Source organism: Acinetobacter sp. 1566109, from assembly GCF_000582255.1.
GTDB lineage: Bacteria > Pseudomonadota > Gammaproteobacteria > Pseudomonadales > Moraxellaceae > Acinetobacter > Acinetobacter nosocomialis.
The window spans coordinates 70,320-86,462 of the sequence record NZ_JEYB01000013.1 but is presented as its reverse complement, the minus strand read 5'-3'; the positions used below and the strand labels follow the sequence as shown (position 1 = coordinate 86,462).

The following is a 16,143-nucleotide window of genomic DNA, read 5'->3' as shown; positions in this document are numbered from 1 at the left end:
ATTTCATACACACCAGCTTTCATGCTGTCATGAATCATAAACTTTTGATAAAGCTTAAGTACAATTGGGAAATGGATTTTATTTTCTTTGGCTAAACGATCAATAAAACCAGAATAGGTCTCACCTGATGTGATCGATAGCATCTGCTTTTTCCCTTCAACAGGATAAGCTTTAAATAAACTTGACCACAAAATAGCAAAAATAGAAATTAAAACGATAAAAAAGCCAATCAGCACCAACTTTTTAGGAAAATGAGATGCTGTTTTCTTGCCCTTTTTTTTAGCATTTTTTGCTTTCGCGTTCACAGGTGGCTTCGGCATATTAATGAATCTGATTCAAGTTAAGATTATGAAATAAATTTAGGCACGCCTGTGAATCTAGAGTTTGTTCACCGATTTGAGTAACCACTCGCATTGGATGTAAAGCATTACAAAAGAATAGACTCTGTATTTGTGGCACTTCATCTAATTCAATTATTCTGACTTCGCAGGCAATTCCATGGTGCTGCATACGTGCCAAAATTTCTGCACGCATCACACCGTGGACGCCATTATAGCGAAGTTCCGGTGTAATCCATCTATCATTTAAACGAATAAAACAATTACTGCTTACCCCTTCAACAATATAACCTTGTACATCAGATACTAATGCTTCTGACCATCCTTGTTGATCTGCTTCTTTTTTTAGCAGTACCTGTTCCAGACGGTTTAAAGATTTAAGTCCAACTAGACTCGGCATGGTTAAACCCAAGGCCTGATTTAAAACCCCGCACTGTATAAAGTCGGGTTGGAATTGCTCCAGTGCTTTTGGATAAAACCAGATATAAATATCTGCTTCATGCTTTGGCAAACTATAACCACGGTCACCTTCACCGCGGCTAATCACAATTTTTAAAGTACCGTTGAGTACAAGGTTTTGTTGGTATAAATGCTGCAAACTCTGTTCAATTAATTCAAAATTTGCAATTAAAGCTAGTTTTTGACAAGCAAGTTTTAGACGTTCCCAGTGACGAGCTTTAAGCTCTATCTCATTCTGAAAAACACGAATTGTGCTAAAGCAACCATCTCCATAATGAAATGCTCGGTCCAGTAACGGAATGGTTTCAACAGGTTGTCCATTTTTAAAACACCACATGTTTAATCCGTCCTTTATTTAAAAACCACTCAACAATACAACACCATTCATTTAATTAATAAACGACTGATTTTTAAAAATTATACCGATTTAGTTTATACTTTTGAAACTTGTTATATATCAAGATTTAAGAATAGTTTATCCATTTTTATTATTTCTATTTTTTTCATATTAAATTCGTTTTTTATTATTTTTTTAGAATAAAGACTAGCGCTATTCTGCGTTCATGTTTTGAACATTTCGTATTTTTGAGGGGTTATCTCATGCGTTTTTCTCAATTAAAAGTTGGGGTTATTGCTGCGCTTCTTTCTGTTTCATCATTTGCAGCGCAAGAGTTTTTAAACGTTTCTTACGATCCTACTCGTGAGTTATATACAGACTTTAATAAACAGTTTGGTACTTACTGGAAGCAGCGTACTGGTCAAGATATTCAGTTTAAGCAATCACACGGCGGTTCTGGTAAACAGGCTCGTGCAGTAATTGATGGCTTAAATGCTGACGTTGTGACATTAGCACTTGCAGCTGATATTGACGAAATTGCTGAAAAAGCAAAATTACTTCCAACTGATTGGCAGAAGAAATTGCCACAAAACTCTACTCCATACACATCAACAATCGTGTTTTTGGTACGTAAGGGTAACCCTAAACAAATTAAAGACTGGGGTGACTTAATCAAACCAGGTGTAGAAATTATTACACCAAACCCGAAAACTTCTGGCGGTGCTCGCTGGAACTACCTTGCAGCTTGGGCTTGGGCAAAACATCAACCAGGTGGTAACGATGCGAAAGCACAAGAGTATGTCCGCCAAATTTATAAGCACACTAAAGTTCTAGATTCGGGTGCACGCGGTGCAACCACGACTTTTGCTGAACGTGGCATTGGTGACGTATTACTTGCTTGGGAAAATGAAGCTCACTTAGCTGTTCGCGAACAACCGGGCAAATTTGAAATTATTACCCCGTCTCTTTCGATTTTAGCTGAACCACCAGTTGCTGTTGTTGAGAAAAACGCTGCTAAAAAAGGCAACCTCACCATCGCGAAAGGTTACCTCAACTACTTGTACTCACCTGCTGGCCAAGAAATTGCAGCACGTAACTTCTACCGCCCTCGTAATGCAGCCGTACTCAAAAAATACAGCAATGTATTTAAACCATTGAAACTCGTAACAATTGATAAAGAGTTTGGTGGTTGGACAAAAGTGCAAAAACAACACTTTGATAATGGTGGTGTTTTCGATCAAATCGTGAAAATCAATAGTGCAGAGAAGTAATTCTTTGTACTAACGATAAGGAGAACAGACATGACTCACTCTGTAATTGTTCCAGGTGTAGGTGGAAGTGAACATCAACATTGGCAATCTTGGTTGCAGCGTCAACTCGTGTCTAGTTCTCGTGTTGAGCAAAAAAACTGGGATAGACCCGTATTAAGTGAATGGATTGAGCAATTCGTTAAAACAGTTCAAGCAGTACAAGCACCAGTACAAATTGTTGCGCATAGTTTCGGTTGCTTAACAAGTGTTGCTGCTTTGGCTGAGCACCCTGAGTTACAAGTTCAAGTTAAAAAACTAATTTTGGTTGCTCCTGCAAATCCAGCACGTTTTGGTGAAGCAGGCTTTGCCCGCCATAGCTTGACTGACTACAAAGATTATTTTCATCAGTTAAAAATTAATGTGCCTACAACACTACTGATTAGTGAAAATGATCCTTGGTTAGATTTTTTTGATGCTTTACAACTTGCTAAAGCTTGGCAATTAAACCCAATTAATCTTGGGCAAGTCGGTCATATTAATGTTGCTTCTGGTTTTGGCCCATTCCCTGACTTACTGAACTATCTACTTCCTGAAGACTCGATGTGTAGCCACTCATCTATTGATCCGGTAAAGACACATTTCTCTTTGAAATTTGCTTAATACCCAGCTTTATACCGCGCCGTTTATCTTTATTTATTCGCTTACTGGTTTCAGCAGGCTTTTCTCTTTGAGGAAATATCATGTCGCAGCGATCCCGAGTGCTGCCTGGGTTTGGTCTATCATTGGGCTTCACCCTCGCCTACGTTTCTTTTATTGTGCTTATTCCATTAGCCGCAGTCTTTATCAAATCATTTGGAATCGGATGGGACGGACTATGGGAAATTTTAACCTCTGAACGTATTTTAAAATCACTTCAACTCAGCTTTAGTTCAGCTTTAATTGCGGCGTTTATTAATGTTGTTTTCGGACTACTTTTAGCTTGGTGCCTTGTCCGTTATAACTTTCCCGGAAAACGTCTGGTTGATGCTTTAGTAGACTTACCTTTTGCACTTCCAACAGCAGTTGCAGGTATTGCGCTTACTTCGCTTTATGCACCTACTGGCTGGATTGGTCAATATTTAGAACCACTCGGTATTCATGTTGCTTATACACCTATCGGGATTACGCTAGCTTTAGTATTTATTGGTATTCCTTTTATTGTTCGGACTGTTCAACCCGTACTAAGCGATATCGAAACTGAGCTTGAAGAGGCTGCTTCTGCACTTGGGGCAAATCGCTGGCAGACCATTACTAAAATTATTTTACCAATATTACTACCTGCACTATTTACAGGCTTTGCTTTAGCATTTGCCCGTGGCGTGGGTGAATATGGTTCTGTAATTTTCATCGCAGGTAACCAGCCGTTTAAAACAGAAATTGCCCCGCTCATGATCATTTCTCGTCTTGAAGAATATGACTATGCAGGTGCAACGACTATTGCTGCGGTTATGTTAGTTCTCTCTTTCATTATTTTATTTGTCATTAACTTACTTCAAGCATGGGCAAACCGTCGTACTGGGAGAAATATCACATGAACCTACATACCGACAGCAATGCACTTGCTTTGAAGCTACAGTCTCGTGATGCAACTCGTGAACCGACTTGGGTTCGTTATACGCTGATTACAGTTGCACTGATTTTCTTTCTTAGTTGCCTCATGCTGCCTCTTATTCTGGTTTTTGTTGAAGCGTTTAAACAAGGCCTTGAAGTCTATGTTCAGGCTTTAATTGATCCAGATACGTTGTCAGCGGTGAAATTAACATTACTCACCGCAGCGATTGCCGTACCGATTAACGTGATATTTGGTGTTGCCGCTGCATGGGCTGTTTCCAAGTTCCAGTTTAAAGGCAAAGCGATTTTAACCACTATTATTGATATGCCTTTTTCAGTTTCACCTGTTATTGCAGGTTTAATGATTGTACTGATTTTTGGTGCTCAAGGTTGGTTAGGCGGCTGGTTAATGGACCATGACATTAAGATTTTATATGCGGTGCCCGGAATTGTTTTAGCGACCATCTTTATTACCGTTCCCTTTGTTGCACGTGAATTAATTCCACTCATGGAAGCTCAAGGAACAGAAGAAGAAGAAGCCGCGATTGTACTTGGTGCCTCAGGCTGGCAAACCTTTTGGAAAGTCACTCTGCCTAACATTAAGTGGGGTTTAATTTACGGCGTGATTTTATGTAACGCGCGTGCAATGGGTGAGTTCGGTGCAGTATCGGTAGTTTCTGGCCACATCCGTGGTGAAACCAATACCCTGCCACTTCATGTTGAAATTTTATATAACGAGTACACCTTTAGTGCAGCCTTTGCCGTGTCCTCATTACTTGCTTTCTTAGCCTTATTAACACTGGTATTGAAAACTTGGTTAGAACTGCATCAAGACAAACCAGAACCGCATTCAACTGATTCGTAAGGAATGAAATCATGAGTATTCAAGTTAAGAATATTGAAAAACACTTTGGTGCATTCCATGCGCTTAAAAATATTTCCCTAGATTTTCCAGAGGGCGAACTGGTTGCGCTACTCGGACCATCTGGCTGCGGTAAAACCACACTACTGCGTATTATTGCTGGTTTAGAGTCAGCCGATGGCGGTCAAGTGTTACTTGAAGGCGAAGATGCAACCAATGTCCATGTTCGCGAACGTCAAGTTGGCTTTGTATTTCAGCACTATGCTTTATTCCGTCATATGACTGTATTTGACAATATTGCTTTTGGTTTACGTGTTCGCCCTCGTGCGACACGTCCTTCGGAAGCTGAGATTAAAAAACGTGTTACTCGTCTGCTTGACCTAGTTCAACTGGGCTTTTTAGCAGACCGCTACCCTGCTCAGCTTTCTGGTGGTCAACGTCAACGTATTGCCTTAGCGCGAGCACTCGCTGTAGAGCCTCGTGTGCTATTGCTTGATGAACCATTTGGCGCACTTGATGCCAAAGTCCGTAAAGAACTACGCCGCTGGTTACGTAACTTGCATGACGAATTACATATCACTTCAATTTTCGTAACCCATGATCAAGAAGAAGCACTTGAGGTAGCTGATCAAATTATTGTGATGAATAAAGGTAACGTCGAACAAATTGGTTCGCCGCGTGAAGTTTACGAAAAACCTGCCACACCATTCGTATTTGATTTCTTAGGTCAAGCAAACCGTTTTGAAGGCGAACATGCTGGCGGTATTATCCGTATTGGCAATGATCGTATCGAATTACCGACTACAGTTCAGGCACCGCAAGGAAAAGTGATTGCTTTTGCCCGTCCGGATGAGTTACATATTCATTCGCAACCACAAGCAAATACAATTGAAGCAACTTTTGTACGTGAAGTCTGGATTGCTGGAAAAGTAGTGGCGGAATTACAAGATCGTAATGGACGTTTAATTGAGATTGCTTTGAGCAGTGAAGCTGCAAAACAACATGCATTTAAACCGAATCAAACTGTTTGGGTGAGTGCATCTCAACTTCACCTATTTGCAGATCAAGTTGCTTAAGGAATTATTTGGTGAGGAGCCATCTCGCGGAATTTAAAGCCGTTCCTCACCTCTTTCGAGGAAAAGTGTAAATGAACTTTCAACAATTAAGAATTATCCGAGAAACAGTACGCCAAAACTTTAATTTAACGGAAGCATCTGCCGCGTTATATACCTCTCAATCAGGTGTAAGTAAACATATTAAAGATTTAGAAGATGAGTTAGGTGTACAACTTTTCGTTCGTAAAGGTAAACGTTTACTTGGTTTAACTGAACCAGGCCAATCGCTACTTAGCATTGTGGAGCGTATGCTTGTAGATGCAGAAAATATTAAACGTCTTGCTGATGACTTTAATAAAGTGGACGAAGGTACTTTAACAATTGCGACAACGCATACTCAAGCACGTTATGTGCTACCACCAATTGTCAATCAATTTAAAAAGCTGTTCCCTAAAGTCCATTTGATTTTGCAACAAGCCAGTCCTGTCGAAATTGCAGAAATGCTTTTACAAGGCGAAGCCGATATTGGTATTGCGACAGAGTCTTTAACAACTGAAGAAAACTTAGCAAGTATTCCATACTATCAGTGGCAGCACAGTATTATTACTCCGCAAGATCATCCACTTGCAAAGCTCGATAAAATCGATCTTGATGCTTTATCTGAATATCCATTGATTACTTATCACGGTGGTTTTACAGGTCGCTCTAAAATTGATAAAGCATTTGAAGATGCTCAAATTGATGCAGATATCGTAATGTCTGCGCTTGATGCCGATGTTATTAAAACTTATGTTGAACTTGGTATGGGCGTCGGAATTGTCAACGATGTTGCCTATGATGCGGAACGTGACTATCGTTTAAAGCAAATTAAAACTGATATCTTTGGTGTTAATACTACATGGATTGCTGTTCGCAAAGGTCACTTATTACGCGGTTACGGTTATGAGTTTATTTCTTTATGCTCACCTGATGCTGACATTAAAGCGTTGAAGAAAATTGCTTATCCAGATGAATAAGAACTGCAAAAAATAAAAGAGCTTTTTAGCTCTTTTATTTTTATCTATAAAAAAACGAGCCGAGGCTCGTTTTTTTATAGAATATTATTACCAGAAGAAGTTCACACCAACTTTACCAACTGGTAACCATTTGTATTTGTCATCGTTAGCAATCTTACGAGCTTCAGCATTCACTGCTTCTTCAAGAGACTGACTGCCACCTGTAATTGCTGAACCAGATGAAACTAGTTTTACAGTTGGGTTACCAGTGTAGTAAGCACCTACCTCACCGAATACACCCCAGTTTTTATTAATTTTAGGCGCGAAACCAAAACCTAAGTAAGGAGCAATATCATTTTTATATGACATTTTACCGTTAATTTTCACACCATCAGCACCCGCAATAAAGTCTTGGTTATTTACGCGGAATGAACGTGTAGCATCAACATTACGATTTAGGTCATAGTCATTATCAAGATATGCTGCACCCGCAGCTACGTATACACCTTGAGCCCAACGGTTAGTACTTGCACCCCATGGATGAATTTCAGCATTTAAATAAACGTTGTTATTATCCATATCTAGGTCATATGTTGAACCGTTGACTTTTACATCATCAGACCAAGAAATATCACCACCGTTATAACCCAATGCTAAACCTACATATGGATTTGCTTGCCATAATAAAGCGCCACCGTAACCTGTAGTACCTACCTCAGCACGAGCACCTACTGGAATTAATTGGTTTTTATCGAATGCATAACTGTCATGAACAACAGCTTCATCTGCCATTGCAGCACCAGCAGCAAGTAAAGCTGTAGTTGTCACTAAAACACGTAATACTTTCATCGTTTTCTCCTCAAGAAAAGGCTCTGTTTTTAATTTATTCAGCTTGTGACAAAAATTATATTCAAGAGCATAGATTCTTTTTTATACAAAAACTGCTAGATTTCTGTTATTTTTTGATACAAATTGAGTTAAATTTTTATTTTCAAATCATTTTTGTGTAAAAAACACTTGATTATCTAATAAGCTTTTCCACTTTAACTCTCACTTTAAACGTAACACGTTTTTTCAAAGATTCTTGTCACAAATTAGTGTAAAATCTTTAAAATTTTTTATGGAAGGAAGATCATGTCTCAGCTTTCTACGATCATTGAGCAAGCATTTGAAGACCGCGCAAACTTTACTGCAGCAGATTGCTCAAGCGAAATTCGCCAAGCTGTTGAAGAAGCAATTGCTGGATTAGATAACGGTACACTTCGTGTTGCAGAGAAAATCAATGGTGAATGGGTTGTTCATCAATGGTTAAAAAAAGCTGTTTTATTATCATTTAAACTAAATGACAATAAACCGATCGAGTCATGTGATCTTCGTTTCTACGACAAAGTTGAAACTAAATTCTCTGGTTGGACTGAAGAGCAATTTAAAGCTGCTGGTGTTCGTGTTGTACCTCCTGCTGTTGCTCGTCGTGGTAGCTTCCAAGCTAAAAATGTGGTGTTAATGCCATCTTATGTCAACATTGGTGCTTATGTAGATGAAGGTACAATGGTTGATACATGGGCAACTGTAGGTTCATGTGCTCAAATCGGTAAAAACGTTCACTTGTCTGGTGGTGTTGGTATCGGTGGTGTTTTAGAGCCATTACAAGCTAACCCAACCATTATTGAAGACAACTGCTTTATCGGTGCGCGTTCTGAAATCGTTGAAGGCGTTATTGTTGAAGAAGGTTCAGTCATTTCAATGGGCGTTTTCATTGGTCAATCAACCAAAATTTATGACCGTGAAACTGGCGAAATCCATTATGGCCGCGTTCCTGCTGGTTCAGTTGTTGTACCAGGTAACATCCCGTCTGCTGACGGTAAATACAGCTTATATGCTGCAATTATCGTGAAAAAAGTTGATGCGCAAACACGTGCAAAAACAAGTTTGAACGATTTGTTACGCGCTGACTAATTTCAGTTTGATCAAGCATCTCTACGGTCAACACTGATCGTAGAGATTTTATTTTTTATATAGTGTGGTATTTCTAGAATGGCTTCCTTACGTTCCTCTGCAATTCCTGTCTCTGACCCTGCGTCTGGTTTACGCATTACCGAGATTTTTTACTCGTTGCAGGGTGAAGCAAATGCCTCTGGTCTACCGACTGTATTTATTCGCTTAACGGGCTGCCCTTTACGTTGTAGTTATTGTGATACCACCTATTCTTTTGAAGGAGGTGAACGTTTATCACTAGAGCACATTATTGAAACGGCTGAAAAATATCAAACGCCTTATATTTGTGTGACTGGTGGCGAACCTCTAGCACAGCCAAATTGCTTAATTTTATTACAACGTTTATGCGATGCGGGTTTTGACGTTTCTTTGGAAACCAGTGGCGCGCTCGATGTGTCAAAAGTAGACCCACGTGTTTCTAAAGTTCTCGATTTAAAAACACCAACTTCTGGTGAAGAACATCGTAATCTCATCAGTAATCTTGACTACCTAACTTCACATGACCAAATCAAATTTGTGATCTGTAATCGTGAAGACTATGAGTGGTCAAAACAACAAGTTGAACAATATCAACTGCAGACCAAAGTCAGCACCGTTTGGTTCTCCCCTGCCTTTGCAGTTGAAAAAGGTGCTGTTGGCCTACCACGTTTAGCACGTGATCTGGCACAGTGGATACTGGACGATAAACTGCCTGTTCGTTTCCAGCTACAGTTACATAAACTGCTCTGGAACGATGAATCAGGTCGTTAGTCATTCAATAAAACAAATCATTCCGAATATGGAGAAAAATATGCGCCCTCGTGCCATTGTTTTACTTTCAGGCGGCTTAGACTCAACCACTTGCCTAGCTTGGGCACAAGCGCGCTATGAATGTATCGCTATTAGTTTTATGTATGGTCAACGCTCAACCACTGAACTTGATGCAGCAAAAGCATTAGCGCAGCGCGCAGGCGTTGAACATCGTGTTATTAATATCGATTTAGCCAATTTAGGTGGATCTGCACTTACAGACCATAACATTGCTGTACCAGAACAATTACAAGAAGGCATTCCTGTAACTTATGTACCAGCACGTAACACAATTTTCCTCTCTTATGCCTTAGCAGCAGCAGAAGTTTTCAATGCTGAAGCGATTGTTATTGGTATCAATGCTGTTGATTATTCAGGATATCCTGATTGTCGCCCAGAATTTATTGATGCTTTTGCCAATATGGCTCGTTTAGCAACCAAAGCTGGCGTTGAAGGAAAACCACTTAAATTTGAAACACCCCTGTTACATTTATCCAAAGCGAATATTATACGTTTAGGGATTGAACATGGCGTAGACTATAGTCAAACGGTATCTTGCTATCAAGCAGATGCTCAAGGACGTGCGTGTGGCAAGTGTGACAGTTGCCGTTTGCGTAAAGAAGGCTTTATCGATGCTGGTGTTACCGATCCAACACGCTATATACCGCAATAAGTAGGTAAAATTTATGAAGTTGTTAAAATCAAATCTTATTCTTTCATCTTTATTCTCAGCAGCTGCACTTATGGCTGGGTCAGTTCATGCAGCTGATAACCCAGTTCAAGCAGCATATAAAAGCACTAACGTTAAAGGTGCATTAATCAACGTTTGTAAAGACCAAACTGCAAAAGGCGGTAAATTAAGCTCAGCTGAAGTTAGCAAATTCTGTAGCTGCCAAGTGGAAGCACAAGGTAAAGTGACTGAAGCACAAAAATGGGAAATCCAGAGCGCAATCAATGCGAAGAAAAGCCCAAGCTCTTTAGCTTTTGTACAACAACAAAACCGTGATCTTAAAGCATGTTTCGGTCCTCAGTTAACAACTAAGCTTGAAAAATTAACTGAAGAAGCGATGAAAGCAGCTCAACAACAAGCTCCTAAAAAATAAGCTTTTGTTGCTCCAAATTAAGCCTGCATTTATGCAGGCTTTTTTTATAGCTCTGTTAAAATGACACTGACCTCATCATTCGAAATAAATCATGCAAGAACAATGGAAAACCAACGCACATCACAGACAGTCAATTGTCTCCTTTAGTGGAGGTAAAGACAGTTCTCTTGCACTGTATGATGCAATGCGAACTGGTAATGTAATTGGTTTAATCGTTATGCTGGAAGAACATGGCCAACGCTCCCGTTCCCATGCTATGCCACTTGATATTATTCAAGCACAAGCGAAAGCAATTGGCTTACCCGTGTTTATGGCTTCATCTAGCTGGAATGACTATGAAAGTAAATTCATTAACTTATTGAATGAAGCTAAACAAAAAGGTGCAGAAGTACTGGTTACAGGTGACTTAGATATGCCTGAACATGGCTGTTGGCATGATCGCGTCACTCAAATGGTTGGACTTAAACTAGGCATGCCACTTTGGCTACGTCCTCACCGTGAAGTTGTTGAAGAGTTTATTCAACTTGGATTTCAGAGCATCATTGTGACCGTAAACCTTAAACTCGGGATGAAGGTAGAAGATTTAGGTCAAGTGTTATCGCTAGAGTATATACAGGAACTTGAAAACCGCGGAATTGATCCATGTGGTGAGGGCGGCGAATTCCATACCACTGTCATTGACGGCCCAATTTTTAACAAAGCTATTCCTGTAAGAAAACTCGATATTGTTTATCATGAAGAATATGCTTTTCTACCACTTGAATTAGATCGAATTTAACTTTTAAAGGATAAGAAATGTCTGAAAATATTCAACTGCCAAATCAGGTTTTCCCAACTACACACGGCGAAGTGAATTTGGCTGAAATCGATAATGAATGGCTGATTATTTACTTCTACCCTAAAGACTCAACTCCTGGTTGCACCACACAAGCTGTCGGTTTTTCTTGTTTAAAAGATCAGTTTGATGCTTTGGGTACTCGTATTTTTGGAGTATCACGTGACTCAGTAAAAGCCCACCAAAACTTTACAGAAAAACAGGCTCTAACTATTGATTTAATTAGTGATAGAGAAGAAGTGCTTTGTAATCACTTTGATGTCATTAAAGAAAAGAATATGTATGGAAAAAAAGTAATGGGTATCGAGCGCTCTACTTTTATTTTCCATAACAAAACTTTAGTTAAAAGCTACCGTAAAGTAAAAGCTGCTGGCCATGCAGAACAAGTTTTAGAAGACTTAAAAGCATTACAAACGGCTTAATAAGCTTGAGCAACAAAAAAGCGAGTTGAATACTCGCTTTTTTACACGCACATAAATTGCTCAGTCATTTTAATTTGGCGTATGATAAAAATGTTAAAATAATTCGAATAATGGCATAGCTATGAATCTACTAAAAGTTTGTACTTTATTGCCTTGTAGCCTTATTACTGCTGCGTGCTCAGTTAACTCATCAAGTACACCTCCTACACTGAGCTCTTCTACACCACAAGTTCAAAAATCATCTATAGAAATAAGCTGCCAAGATTTACAAAACCATGCCTACCAAAAAGCTATTCTTAGTACAATCAATCAAATACGCCAGCAATCACGCCAATGTGGTCCGCAGTATTTTTCCGCAACCACGCCGCTGAGTTGGAATAATAATTTATATAAAGGCGCACTTTCTCATAGTGAAGATATGGCGGCACATAACTTTCTTGGGCATGTTGGCTCGACTGGCCTCGATTTAAAGTCACGATTAAAACTTTACAATACGCTTAGTAACGCCAACGGTGAAAATGTCGCGAGCGGGCAGAAAACTTTAAATGAGGTAATGTCTAAATGGCTATCGAGTCCCCTACACTGTAGCAATTTAATGAATCCAAAATTCACAACTTACGCAATTGCTTGTGCTTCTGACAAAACAGGTAAACAAAAGAGCTATTGGACTCAACAATTTGGTACACGTTAAAAGGAAAAATGATGCAATCAGGTTCTATTACACCAATTTTAAGAATTTTTGATGTTGATTTAGCTCAATCATTTTACCTTGAGTTTTTAGGCTTTCAGCTCGACTGGCAACACCAGTTTGAAGATAACTTTCCGCTGTATTTACAGATTTCAAAAGATGATTGCATCATTCATTTATCTGAACATTTTGGAGATGCAAGTCCGCACAGCGCAATCCGTATTTATTGGGAACATATTTATGAGTTACATAGTGAACTCAGTCAAAAAGATTATAAATTTTCTAAACCTCAGGTTGAAAAAACAGATTGGGAAACGCTAGAACTCAGTATTACCGATCCTTTTTCCAACCGAATTATCTTTTGGGCAGATGCTTAATCTATATTTAATTACTCAATTTCATCTAAGTTAGAGCGGTCATCTTGCTCAAAACGTTGTTGAAGTTTTTGGTAAGTACGTGTTTTTTTAAATTCATCTAAAAATTGAATAGTTCCAACAGGAAAAAATTCCGTTTGGATTTCACCACGATAATACGCCTCACGCATTGGTGTTGCTGAAATAGAGTCTTTTAAACTATCCAGCTCCACCATTACCCATTCGGGAAATAATCTTAAATAATAAGATGATTCATCTTTAAAGTGACCAATTAAACCAACTTTCGAGTTCGGCTCTATCACGCCATTTACCAGTGATTTGACTTGTTTTACCCACTTCTCATCATTATAAACATCAACAACATGCACAAATTGAATACGCTTTTGCTCATCTAATGAAAAATTAGATAAAATCATTTGCTCTCGTTCAATCGCGAGAAACGGATTTTTAATATTACGTTCCATTTGGGCGGAACCTAATGCCAAAATCACATAACGGCTTTGTTGTAGCGCGATTTCGATCGTTTGCATATGTGCCAAGTGAAATGGCTGAAAACGACCTATAAAAACGAGATAATCAAATGTATACATAATGAGTTTTTCACTTTTTATGAACTCACCAGTTACGCTTATTACAAAAAATATGCGCCATAATGAGAACCTAAAAATCAACAACGTGGTTTAAAGCAAGGATAGTACGATGACACTTAGCTGTATTCAACAACCTCATCAACATTTACAAGCAAATTTAGAAGGTGGCGTACTCACCTTAGCCATAAATCGCCCAGAAGCAAAAAATGCATTATATGGCGAACTTTATTTATGGATTGCCAAAGCACTTGATGAAGCTGACCGAAATAAAGATGTACGAGTAGTCGTTCTACGTGGTGCCGAACATGACTTTACCGCTGGTAATGACATGAAAGACTTCATGGGTTTTGTACAAAGTCCGAATGCTGGCCCTGCAGGTCAAGTTCCTCCATTTGTACTCCTTAAATCTGCTGCCAGATTATCAAAGCCGCTTATTATTGCAGTAAAAGGCGTTGCAATTGGTATTGGCGTTACGATTTTATTACAGGCAGACCTCGTTTTTGCCGACAATACGGCCCTCTTCCAAATTCCTTTTGTTAGCCTTGGGCTTTCTCCTGAAGGTGGTGCAAGTCAATTATTAGTTAAACAAGCCGGTTATCACAAAGCAGCTGAACTACTGTTTACTGCGAAAAAGTTCAATGCAGAAACTGCTCTACAAGCTGGCTTAGTGAATGAAATCGTTGAAGATGCTTATTCAATTGCTCAGGCAACTGCTCAACACTTAACAGCTTTACCACTTGCTTCATTAAAACAAACCAAAGCATTAATGAAACATGATTTAGATCAGATTATTGAATGTATTGACCATGAAGCAGAAATCTTTATGCAACGCGTTCAATCACCAGAAATGCTAGAAGCTGTGCAGGCATTTATGCAAAAACGTAAACCAGACTTTTCACAGTTTAATTAAAAATCAACTTCTATGATTTGAATAAACTCAAAGGCAGGCTCTTCGTAAGGATGGCTTGCCTTTAATGCTTTTGCCACTGCATTTGCCTTTTCTTCAAGCACAATCGTTTCAACACGCCATTCGTCAACTTGCTCAAGTTCACCTAGCTCTCCAATATAAGGATCAGCTCCTTTAACTGGCTTGAATTGCCCTATTCCTTTAACTTGCCAAGCACATTGTTCATAGTTCCCTATCCCCCCTGCTCCAGCCGCAAATATAGACTCTTTAGTCGACTCAAGATGTGACTCAGGTACGTAATAAATCAGCTTTAACATGAATAGAATGACTCAAAACTAGTAAACTTGCTTTAAATCATACCGTTAAAAAAGCTTCTAAATCAAAGTCAGCTCATCAGTGCCAAATAATTTGCTCCAATAAAAAGAATTTGAATAGCAAGTGCTAAGCCAAATAAGCGCCAGCCTCTGTCCTTTGTAGACATTGTTCCCATATGATTTTTGTTTTTCATCATTTTGATCTCCGATTTTTATCGTTGTTACAGAGAAAGCAAAAATTGAACCAACTTCCTTAAAGTATAATTTAATATAAATTTACCTTACCCATCGAAATATTTTTCTTATTAAATTGTTTTTTGTGTAACTTATCAAATAACATGTTAATAAATATTTAGGCCAAAAGAAAAATGACTAATTCATTCATAAATCAATGGAAGTTTTTTTATCCTAATAAACTTCCAATTTCACATTGTTTTCGACAATATTTTTCACAATTTTGGTTCCGAATTCATAGCCTTCCAGAATCAAAAAGATATGCAGATACACCTGCAGAATATGAATTATTATTAAATCGTCATAATCAAATTATTGATGACTGTTTCGATTCTAATGCTTCTATTTTTATTGTTACCGGTCATTATTTCAGTCAAAGCGATAATAATAAAATATATGATCCAACTTTGAGGCTCAAATACGAATTTCATCCAGAAAAAGAAATAAATCTAACACAAGCTAATCCCGAATATTATGATGATGACGAAGAAGATCATTTCTATAGACCGTATTCCATCAATGAAATTTGGAAAAAAAATGAACACAATGATTTATTAAAAAAGATCGCCGACGATGAGGTTCGAGCCTTTATGATTTCTTTTGAGCAAAATATAATTATTGCTCCATATGATGGGGGCATTGATTTTATTATCTTTAATGACGCCAAGAGGAATGAGTTAATAAATAAGTATAAAGATTGGCTATCACCACGAGCTGATGGATTATAGAACTTTAGGAATATTAAATAATACATCTGTAATCTCTAAAGATTTTGGAGATAAATTTAATGAGAAGTTATAATTCCCTATGAGTGGATGATCTTCTATTGGTAATGAATCTATATAGTTTCTTTGCTTTATCCAATGAGTATGAGCCACACAATACCCATCATTGTATCTAGAAAAAAGTTCTTATATATGAATCAACAAGAATTACTCTAACTTGGAAATAATCACCATATAAAATATCTGCTGATATTTTATAATCTTTATCAAATGCAATTTTT

At 38.4% G+C, this 16,143-nt stretch carries 21 protein-coding genes and 1 pseudogene; 16 read left to right on the top strand and 6 right to left on the bottom strand.

Annotated elements, in window-relative coordinates; all coding sequences use genetic code 11:
* Positions 1 to 320: pseudogene (locus J582_RS12130) on the bottom strand (endolytic transglycosylase MltG); the annotation flags it as partial.
* 1 nt (position 321) lies between these two features.
* Positions 322 to 1,134, bottom strand: coding sequence for an aminodeoxychorismate lyase (gene pabC / locus J582_RS12125; RefSeq protein WP_031981986.1), 813 nt, complete (start codon positions 1,132 to 1,134; stop codon positions 322 to 324).
* Between the two features lie 263 nt (positions 1,135 to 1,397).
* On the opposite strand from pabC, the gene J582_RS12120 reads away from it, so the two are divergent.
* The 6 genes from J582_RS12120 (at position 1,398) to J582_RS12095 (ending at position 6,907) form a co-directional block, all read left to right on the top strand.
* Positions 1,398 to 2,405, top strand: coding sequence for a sulfate ABC transporter substrate-binding protein (locus J582_RS12120; protein WP_002052521.1), 1,008 nt, complete (start codon positions 1,398 to 1,400; stop codon positions 2,403 to 2,405).
* A gap of 30 nt (positions 2,406 to 2,435) precedes the next feature.
* Positions 2,436 to 3,044 (top strand): RBBP9/YdeN family alpha/beta hydrolase, encoded by a 609-nt coding sequence (locus tag J582_RS12115; protein ID WP_016804963.1) that lies wholly within the window; start codon positions 2,436 to 2,438, stop codon positions 3,042 to 3,044.
* A gap of 80 nt (positions 3,045 to 3,124) precedes the next feature.
* The gene (gene cysT / locus J582_RS12110; protein ID WP_004707527.1) at positions 3,125 to 3,958 is read left to right on the top strand and encodes a sulfate ABC transporter permease subunit CysT; all 834 of its coding nucleotides are present in this window, start codon (positions 3,125 to 3,127) and stop codon (positions 3,956 to 3,958) included.
* Positions 3,955 to 4,839, top strand: coding sequence for a sulfate ABC transporter permease subunit CysW (cysW, locus tag J582_RS12105; protein WP_002052783.1), 885 nt, complete (start codon positions 3,955 to 3,957; stop codon positions 4,837 to 4,839). The genes cysT and cysW overlap by 4 nt, the downstream gene beginning before the upstream one ends.
* Positions 4,840 to 4,850: 11 nt before the next feature.
* Entirely contained in the window at positions 4,851 to 5,912 is a 1,062-nt protein-coding gene (locus J582_RS12100) for a sulfate/molybdate ABC transporter ATP-binding protein (RefSeq protein WP_002052588.1), read from the top strand.
* 71 nt (positions 5,913 to 5,983) lie between these two features.
* Positions 5,984 to 6,907 carry a CysB family HTH-type transcriptional regulator gene (locus tag J582_RS12095; protein ID WP_002052645.1) on the top strand — a complete coding sequence of 308 codons (924 nt, stop codon included), beginning with the start codon at positions 5,984 to 5,986 and terminating at the stop codon, positions 6,905 to 6,907.
* 87 nt (positions 6,908 to 6,994) lie between these two features.
* Here the strand turns inward: J582_RS12095 and carO are convergent, their stop codons facing one another.
* Complete coding sequence (gene carO, locus J582_RS12090) at positions 6,995 to 7,735, bottom strand: ornithine uptake porin CarO type 3 (protein ID WP_016805510.1); 741 nt, start codon at positions 7,733 to 7,735, stop codon at positions 6,995 to 6,997.
* A 285-nt stretch (positions 7,736 to 8,020) separates the two neighbouring features.
* Here carO and dapD point away from each other — a divergent pair, with 285 nt between their 5' ends.
* From dapD to J582_RS12050, 8 genes are all read left to right on the top strand, one after another.
* On the top strand, positions 8,021 to 8,842 hold the full coding sequence (gene dapD / locus J582_RS12085; protein ID WP_002052807.1) for a 2,3,4,5-tetrahydropyridine-2,6-dicarboxylate N-succinyltransferase: 822 nt from the start codon (positions 8,021 to 8,023) through the stop codon (positions 8,840 to 8,842).
* Between the two features lie 78 nt (positions 8,843 to 8,920).
* Positions 8,921 to 9,631, top strand: coding sequence for a 7-carboxy-7-deazaguanine synthase QueE (queE, locus tag J582_RS12080; protein WP_002052669.1), 711 nt, complete (start codon positions 8,921 to 8,923; stop codon positions 9,629 to 9,631).
* A gap of 40 nt (positions 9,632 to 9,671) precedes the next feature.
* Positions 9,672 to 10,343: a 7-cyano-7-deazaguanine synthase QueC gene (gene queC, locus J582_RS12075; protein WP_001247780.1), complete on the top strand. Its 672-nt coding sequence runs from the start codon at positions 9,672 to 9,674 to the stop codon at positions 10,341 to 10,343.
* 13 nt (positions 10,344 to 10,356) lie between these two features.
* The gene (locus J582_RS12070) at positions 10,357 to 10,773 is read left to right on the top strand and encodes a hypothetical protein (RefSeq protein WP_002052853.1); all 417 of its coding nucleotides are present in this window, start codon (positions 10,357 to 10,359) and stop codon (positions 10,771 to 10,773) included.
* 91 nt (positions 10,774 to 10,864) lie between these two features.
* On the top strand, positions 10,865 to 11,551 hold the full coding sequence (locus tag J582_RS12065) for a diphthine--ammonia ligase (protein WP_031981983.1): 687 nt from the start codon (positions 10,865 to 10,867) through the stop codon (positions 11,549 to 11,551).
* 17 nt (positions 11,552 to 11,568) lie between these two features.
* Positions 11,569 to 12,030, top strand: a complete 462-nt coding sequence (locus tag J582_RS12060; RefSeq protein ID WP_031981981.1) for a peroxiredoxin — start codon at positions 11,569 to 11,571, stop codon at positions 12,028 to 12,030.
* Positions 12,031 to 12,151: 121 nt separating this feature from the next.
* Positions 12,152 to 12,721, top strand: coding sequence for a CAP domain-containing protein (locus J582_RS12055; protein ID WP_031981980.1), 570 nt, complete (start codon positions 12,152 to 12,154; stop codon positions 12,719 to 12,721).
* A gap of 11 nt (positions 12,722 to 12,732) precedes the next feature.
* The gene (locus J582_RS12050) at positions 12,733 to 13,095 is read left to right on the top strand and encodes a glyoxalase superfamily protein (protein WP_004707511.1); all 363 of its coding nucleotides are present in this window, start codon (positions 12,733 to 12,735) and stop codon (positions 13,093 to 13,095) included.
* 11 nt (positions 13,096 to 13,106) lie between these two features.
* Here J582_RS12050 and J582_RS12045 read toward each other — a convergent pair whose 3' ends face one another.
* Entirely contained in the window at positions 13,107 to 13,682 is a 576-nt protein-coding gene (locus J582_RS12045; protein ID WP_081404847.1) for a nicotinate-nicotinamide nucleotide adenylyltransferase, read from the bottom strand.
* A 109-nt stretch (positions 13,683 to 13,791) separates the two neighbouring features.
* On the opposite strand from J582_RS12045, the gene J582_RS12040 reads away from it, so the two are divergent.
* Positions 13,792 to 14,592, top strand: coding sequence for an enoyl-CoA hydratase-related protein (locus J582_RS12040; protein ID WP_022575272.1), 801 nt, complete (start codon positions 13,792 to 13,794; stop codon positions 14,590 to 14,592).
* Here the strand turns inward: J582_RS12040 and J582_RS12035 are convergent.
* On the bottom strand, positions 14,589 to 14,906 hold the full coding sequence (locus J582_RS12035) for an NIF3 1 (RefSeq protein ID WP_004707506.1): 318 nt from the start codon (positions 14,904 to 14,906) through the stop codon (positions 14,589 to 14,591). The genes J582_RS12040 and J582_RS12035 overlap by 4 nt on opposite strands.
* 68 nt (positions 14,907 to 14,974) lie before the next feature.
* On the bottom strand, positions 14,975 to 15,100 hold the full coding sequence (locus J582_RS27485; RefSeq protein ID WP_031981977.1) for a KGW motif small protein: 126 nt from the start codon (positions 15,098 to 15,100) through the stop codon (positions 14,975 to 14,977).
* Positions 15,101 to 15,271: 171 nt separating this feature from the next.
* Here J582_RS27485 and J582_RS12025 point away from each other — a divergent pair, with 171 nt between their 5' ends.
* Positions 15,272 to 15,865, top strand: coding sequence for a hypothetical protein (locus J582_RS12025; protein ID WP_031981976.1), 594 nt, complete (start codon positions 15,272 to 15,274; stop codon positions 15,863 to 15,865).
* Positions 15,866 to 16,143 lie beyond the last annotated feature (278 nt).

Bases quoted from the DNA above. Each gene is read 5' to 3' on its own strand.
- J582_RS12040 (WP_022575272.1), top strand. From the start codon at position 13,792: ATGACACTTAGCTGTATTCAACAACCTCATCAACATTTACAAGCAAAT.
- J582_RS27485 (WP_031981977.1), bottom strand. From the start codon at position 15,100: ATGATGAAAAACAAAAATCATATGGGAACAATGTCTACAAAGGACAGA.
- J582_RS12065 (WP_031981983.1), top strand. From the start codon at position 10,865: ATGCAAGAACAATGGAAAACCAACGCACATCACAGACAGTCAATTGTC.
- J582_RS12120 (WP_002052521.1), top strand. From the start codon at position 1,398: ATGCGTTTTTCTCAATTAAAAGTTGGGGTTATTGCTGCGCTTCTTTCT.
- pabC (WP_031981986.1), bottom strand. From the start codon at position 1,134: ATGTGGTGTTTTAAAAATGGACAACCTGTTGAAACCATTCCGTTACTG.
- J582_RS12115 (WP_016804963.1), top strand. From the start codon at position 2,436: ATGACTCACTCTGTAATTGTTCCAGGTGTAGGTGGAAGTGAACATCAA.
- J582_RS12095 (WP_002052645.1), top strand. From the start codon at position 5,984: ATGAACTTTCAACAATTAAGAATTATCCGAGAAACAGTACGCCAAAAC.
- J582_RS12050 (WP_004707511.1), top strand. From the start codon at position 12,733: ATGCAATCAGGTTCTATTACACCAATTTTAAGAATTTTTGATGTTGAT.
- J582_RS12045 (WP_081404847.1), bottom strand. From the start codon at position 13,682: ATGTATACATTTGATTATCTCGTTTTTATAGGTCGTTTTCAGCCATTT.
- queC (WP_001247780.1), top strand. From the start codon at position 9,672: ATGCGCCCTCGTGCCATTGTTTTACTTTCAGGCGGCTTAGACTCAACC.
- queE (WP_002052669.1), top strand. From the start codon at position 8,921: ATGGCTTCCTTACGTTCCTCTGCAATTCCTGTCTCTGACCCTGCGTCT.
- J582_RS12070 (WP_002052853.1), top strand. From the start codon at position 10,357: ATGAAGTTGTTAAAATCAAATCTTATTCTTTCATCTTTATTCTCAGCA.
- J582_RS12100 (WP_002052588.1), top strand. From the start codon at position 4,851: ATGAGTATTCAAGTTAAGAATATTGAAAAACACTTTGGTGCATTCCAT.
- carO (WP_016805510.1), bottom strand. From the start codon at position 7,735: ATGAAAGTATTACGTGTTTTAGTGACAACTACAGCTTTACTTGCTGCT.
- J582_RS12060 (WP_031981981.1), top strand. From the start codon at position 11,569: ATGTCTGAAAATATTCAACTGCCAAATCAGGTTTTCCCAACTACACAC.
- cysW (WP_002052783.1), top strand. From the start codon at position 3,955: ATGAACCTACATACCGACAGCAATGCACTTGCTTTGAAGCTACAGTCT.
- J582_RS12035 (WP_004707506.1), bottom strand. From the start codon at position 14,906: ATGTTAAAGCTGATTTATTACGTACCTGAGTCACATCTTGAGTCGACT.
- J582_RS12055 (WP_031981980.1), top strand. From the start codon at position 12,152: ATGAATCTACTAAAAGTTTGTACTTTATTGCCTTGTAGCCTTATTACT.
- J582_RS12025 (WP_031981976.1), top strand. From the start codon at position 15,272: ATGACTAATTCATTCATAAATCAATGGAAGTTTTTTTATCCTAATAAA.
- cysT (WP_004707527.1), top strand. From the start codon at position 3,125: ATGTCGCAGCGATCCCGAGTGCTGCCTGGGTTTGGTCTATCATTGGGC.
- dapD (WP_002052807.1), top strand. From the start codon at position 8,021: ATGTCTCAGCTTTCTACGATCATTGAGCAAGCATTTGAAGACCGCGCA.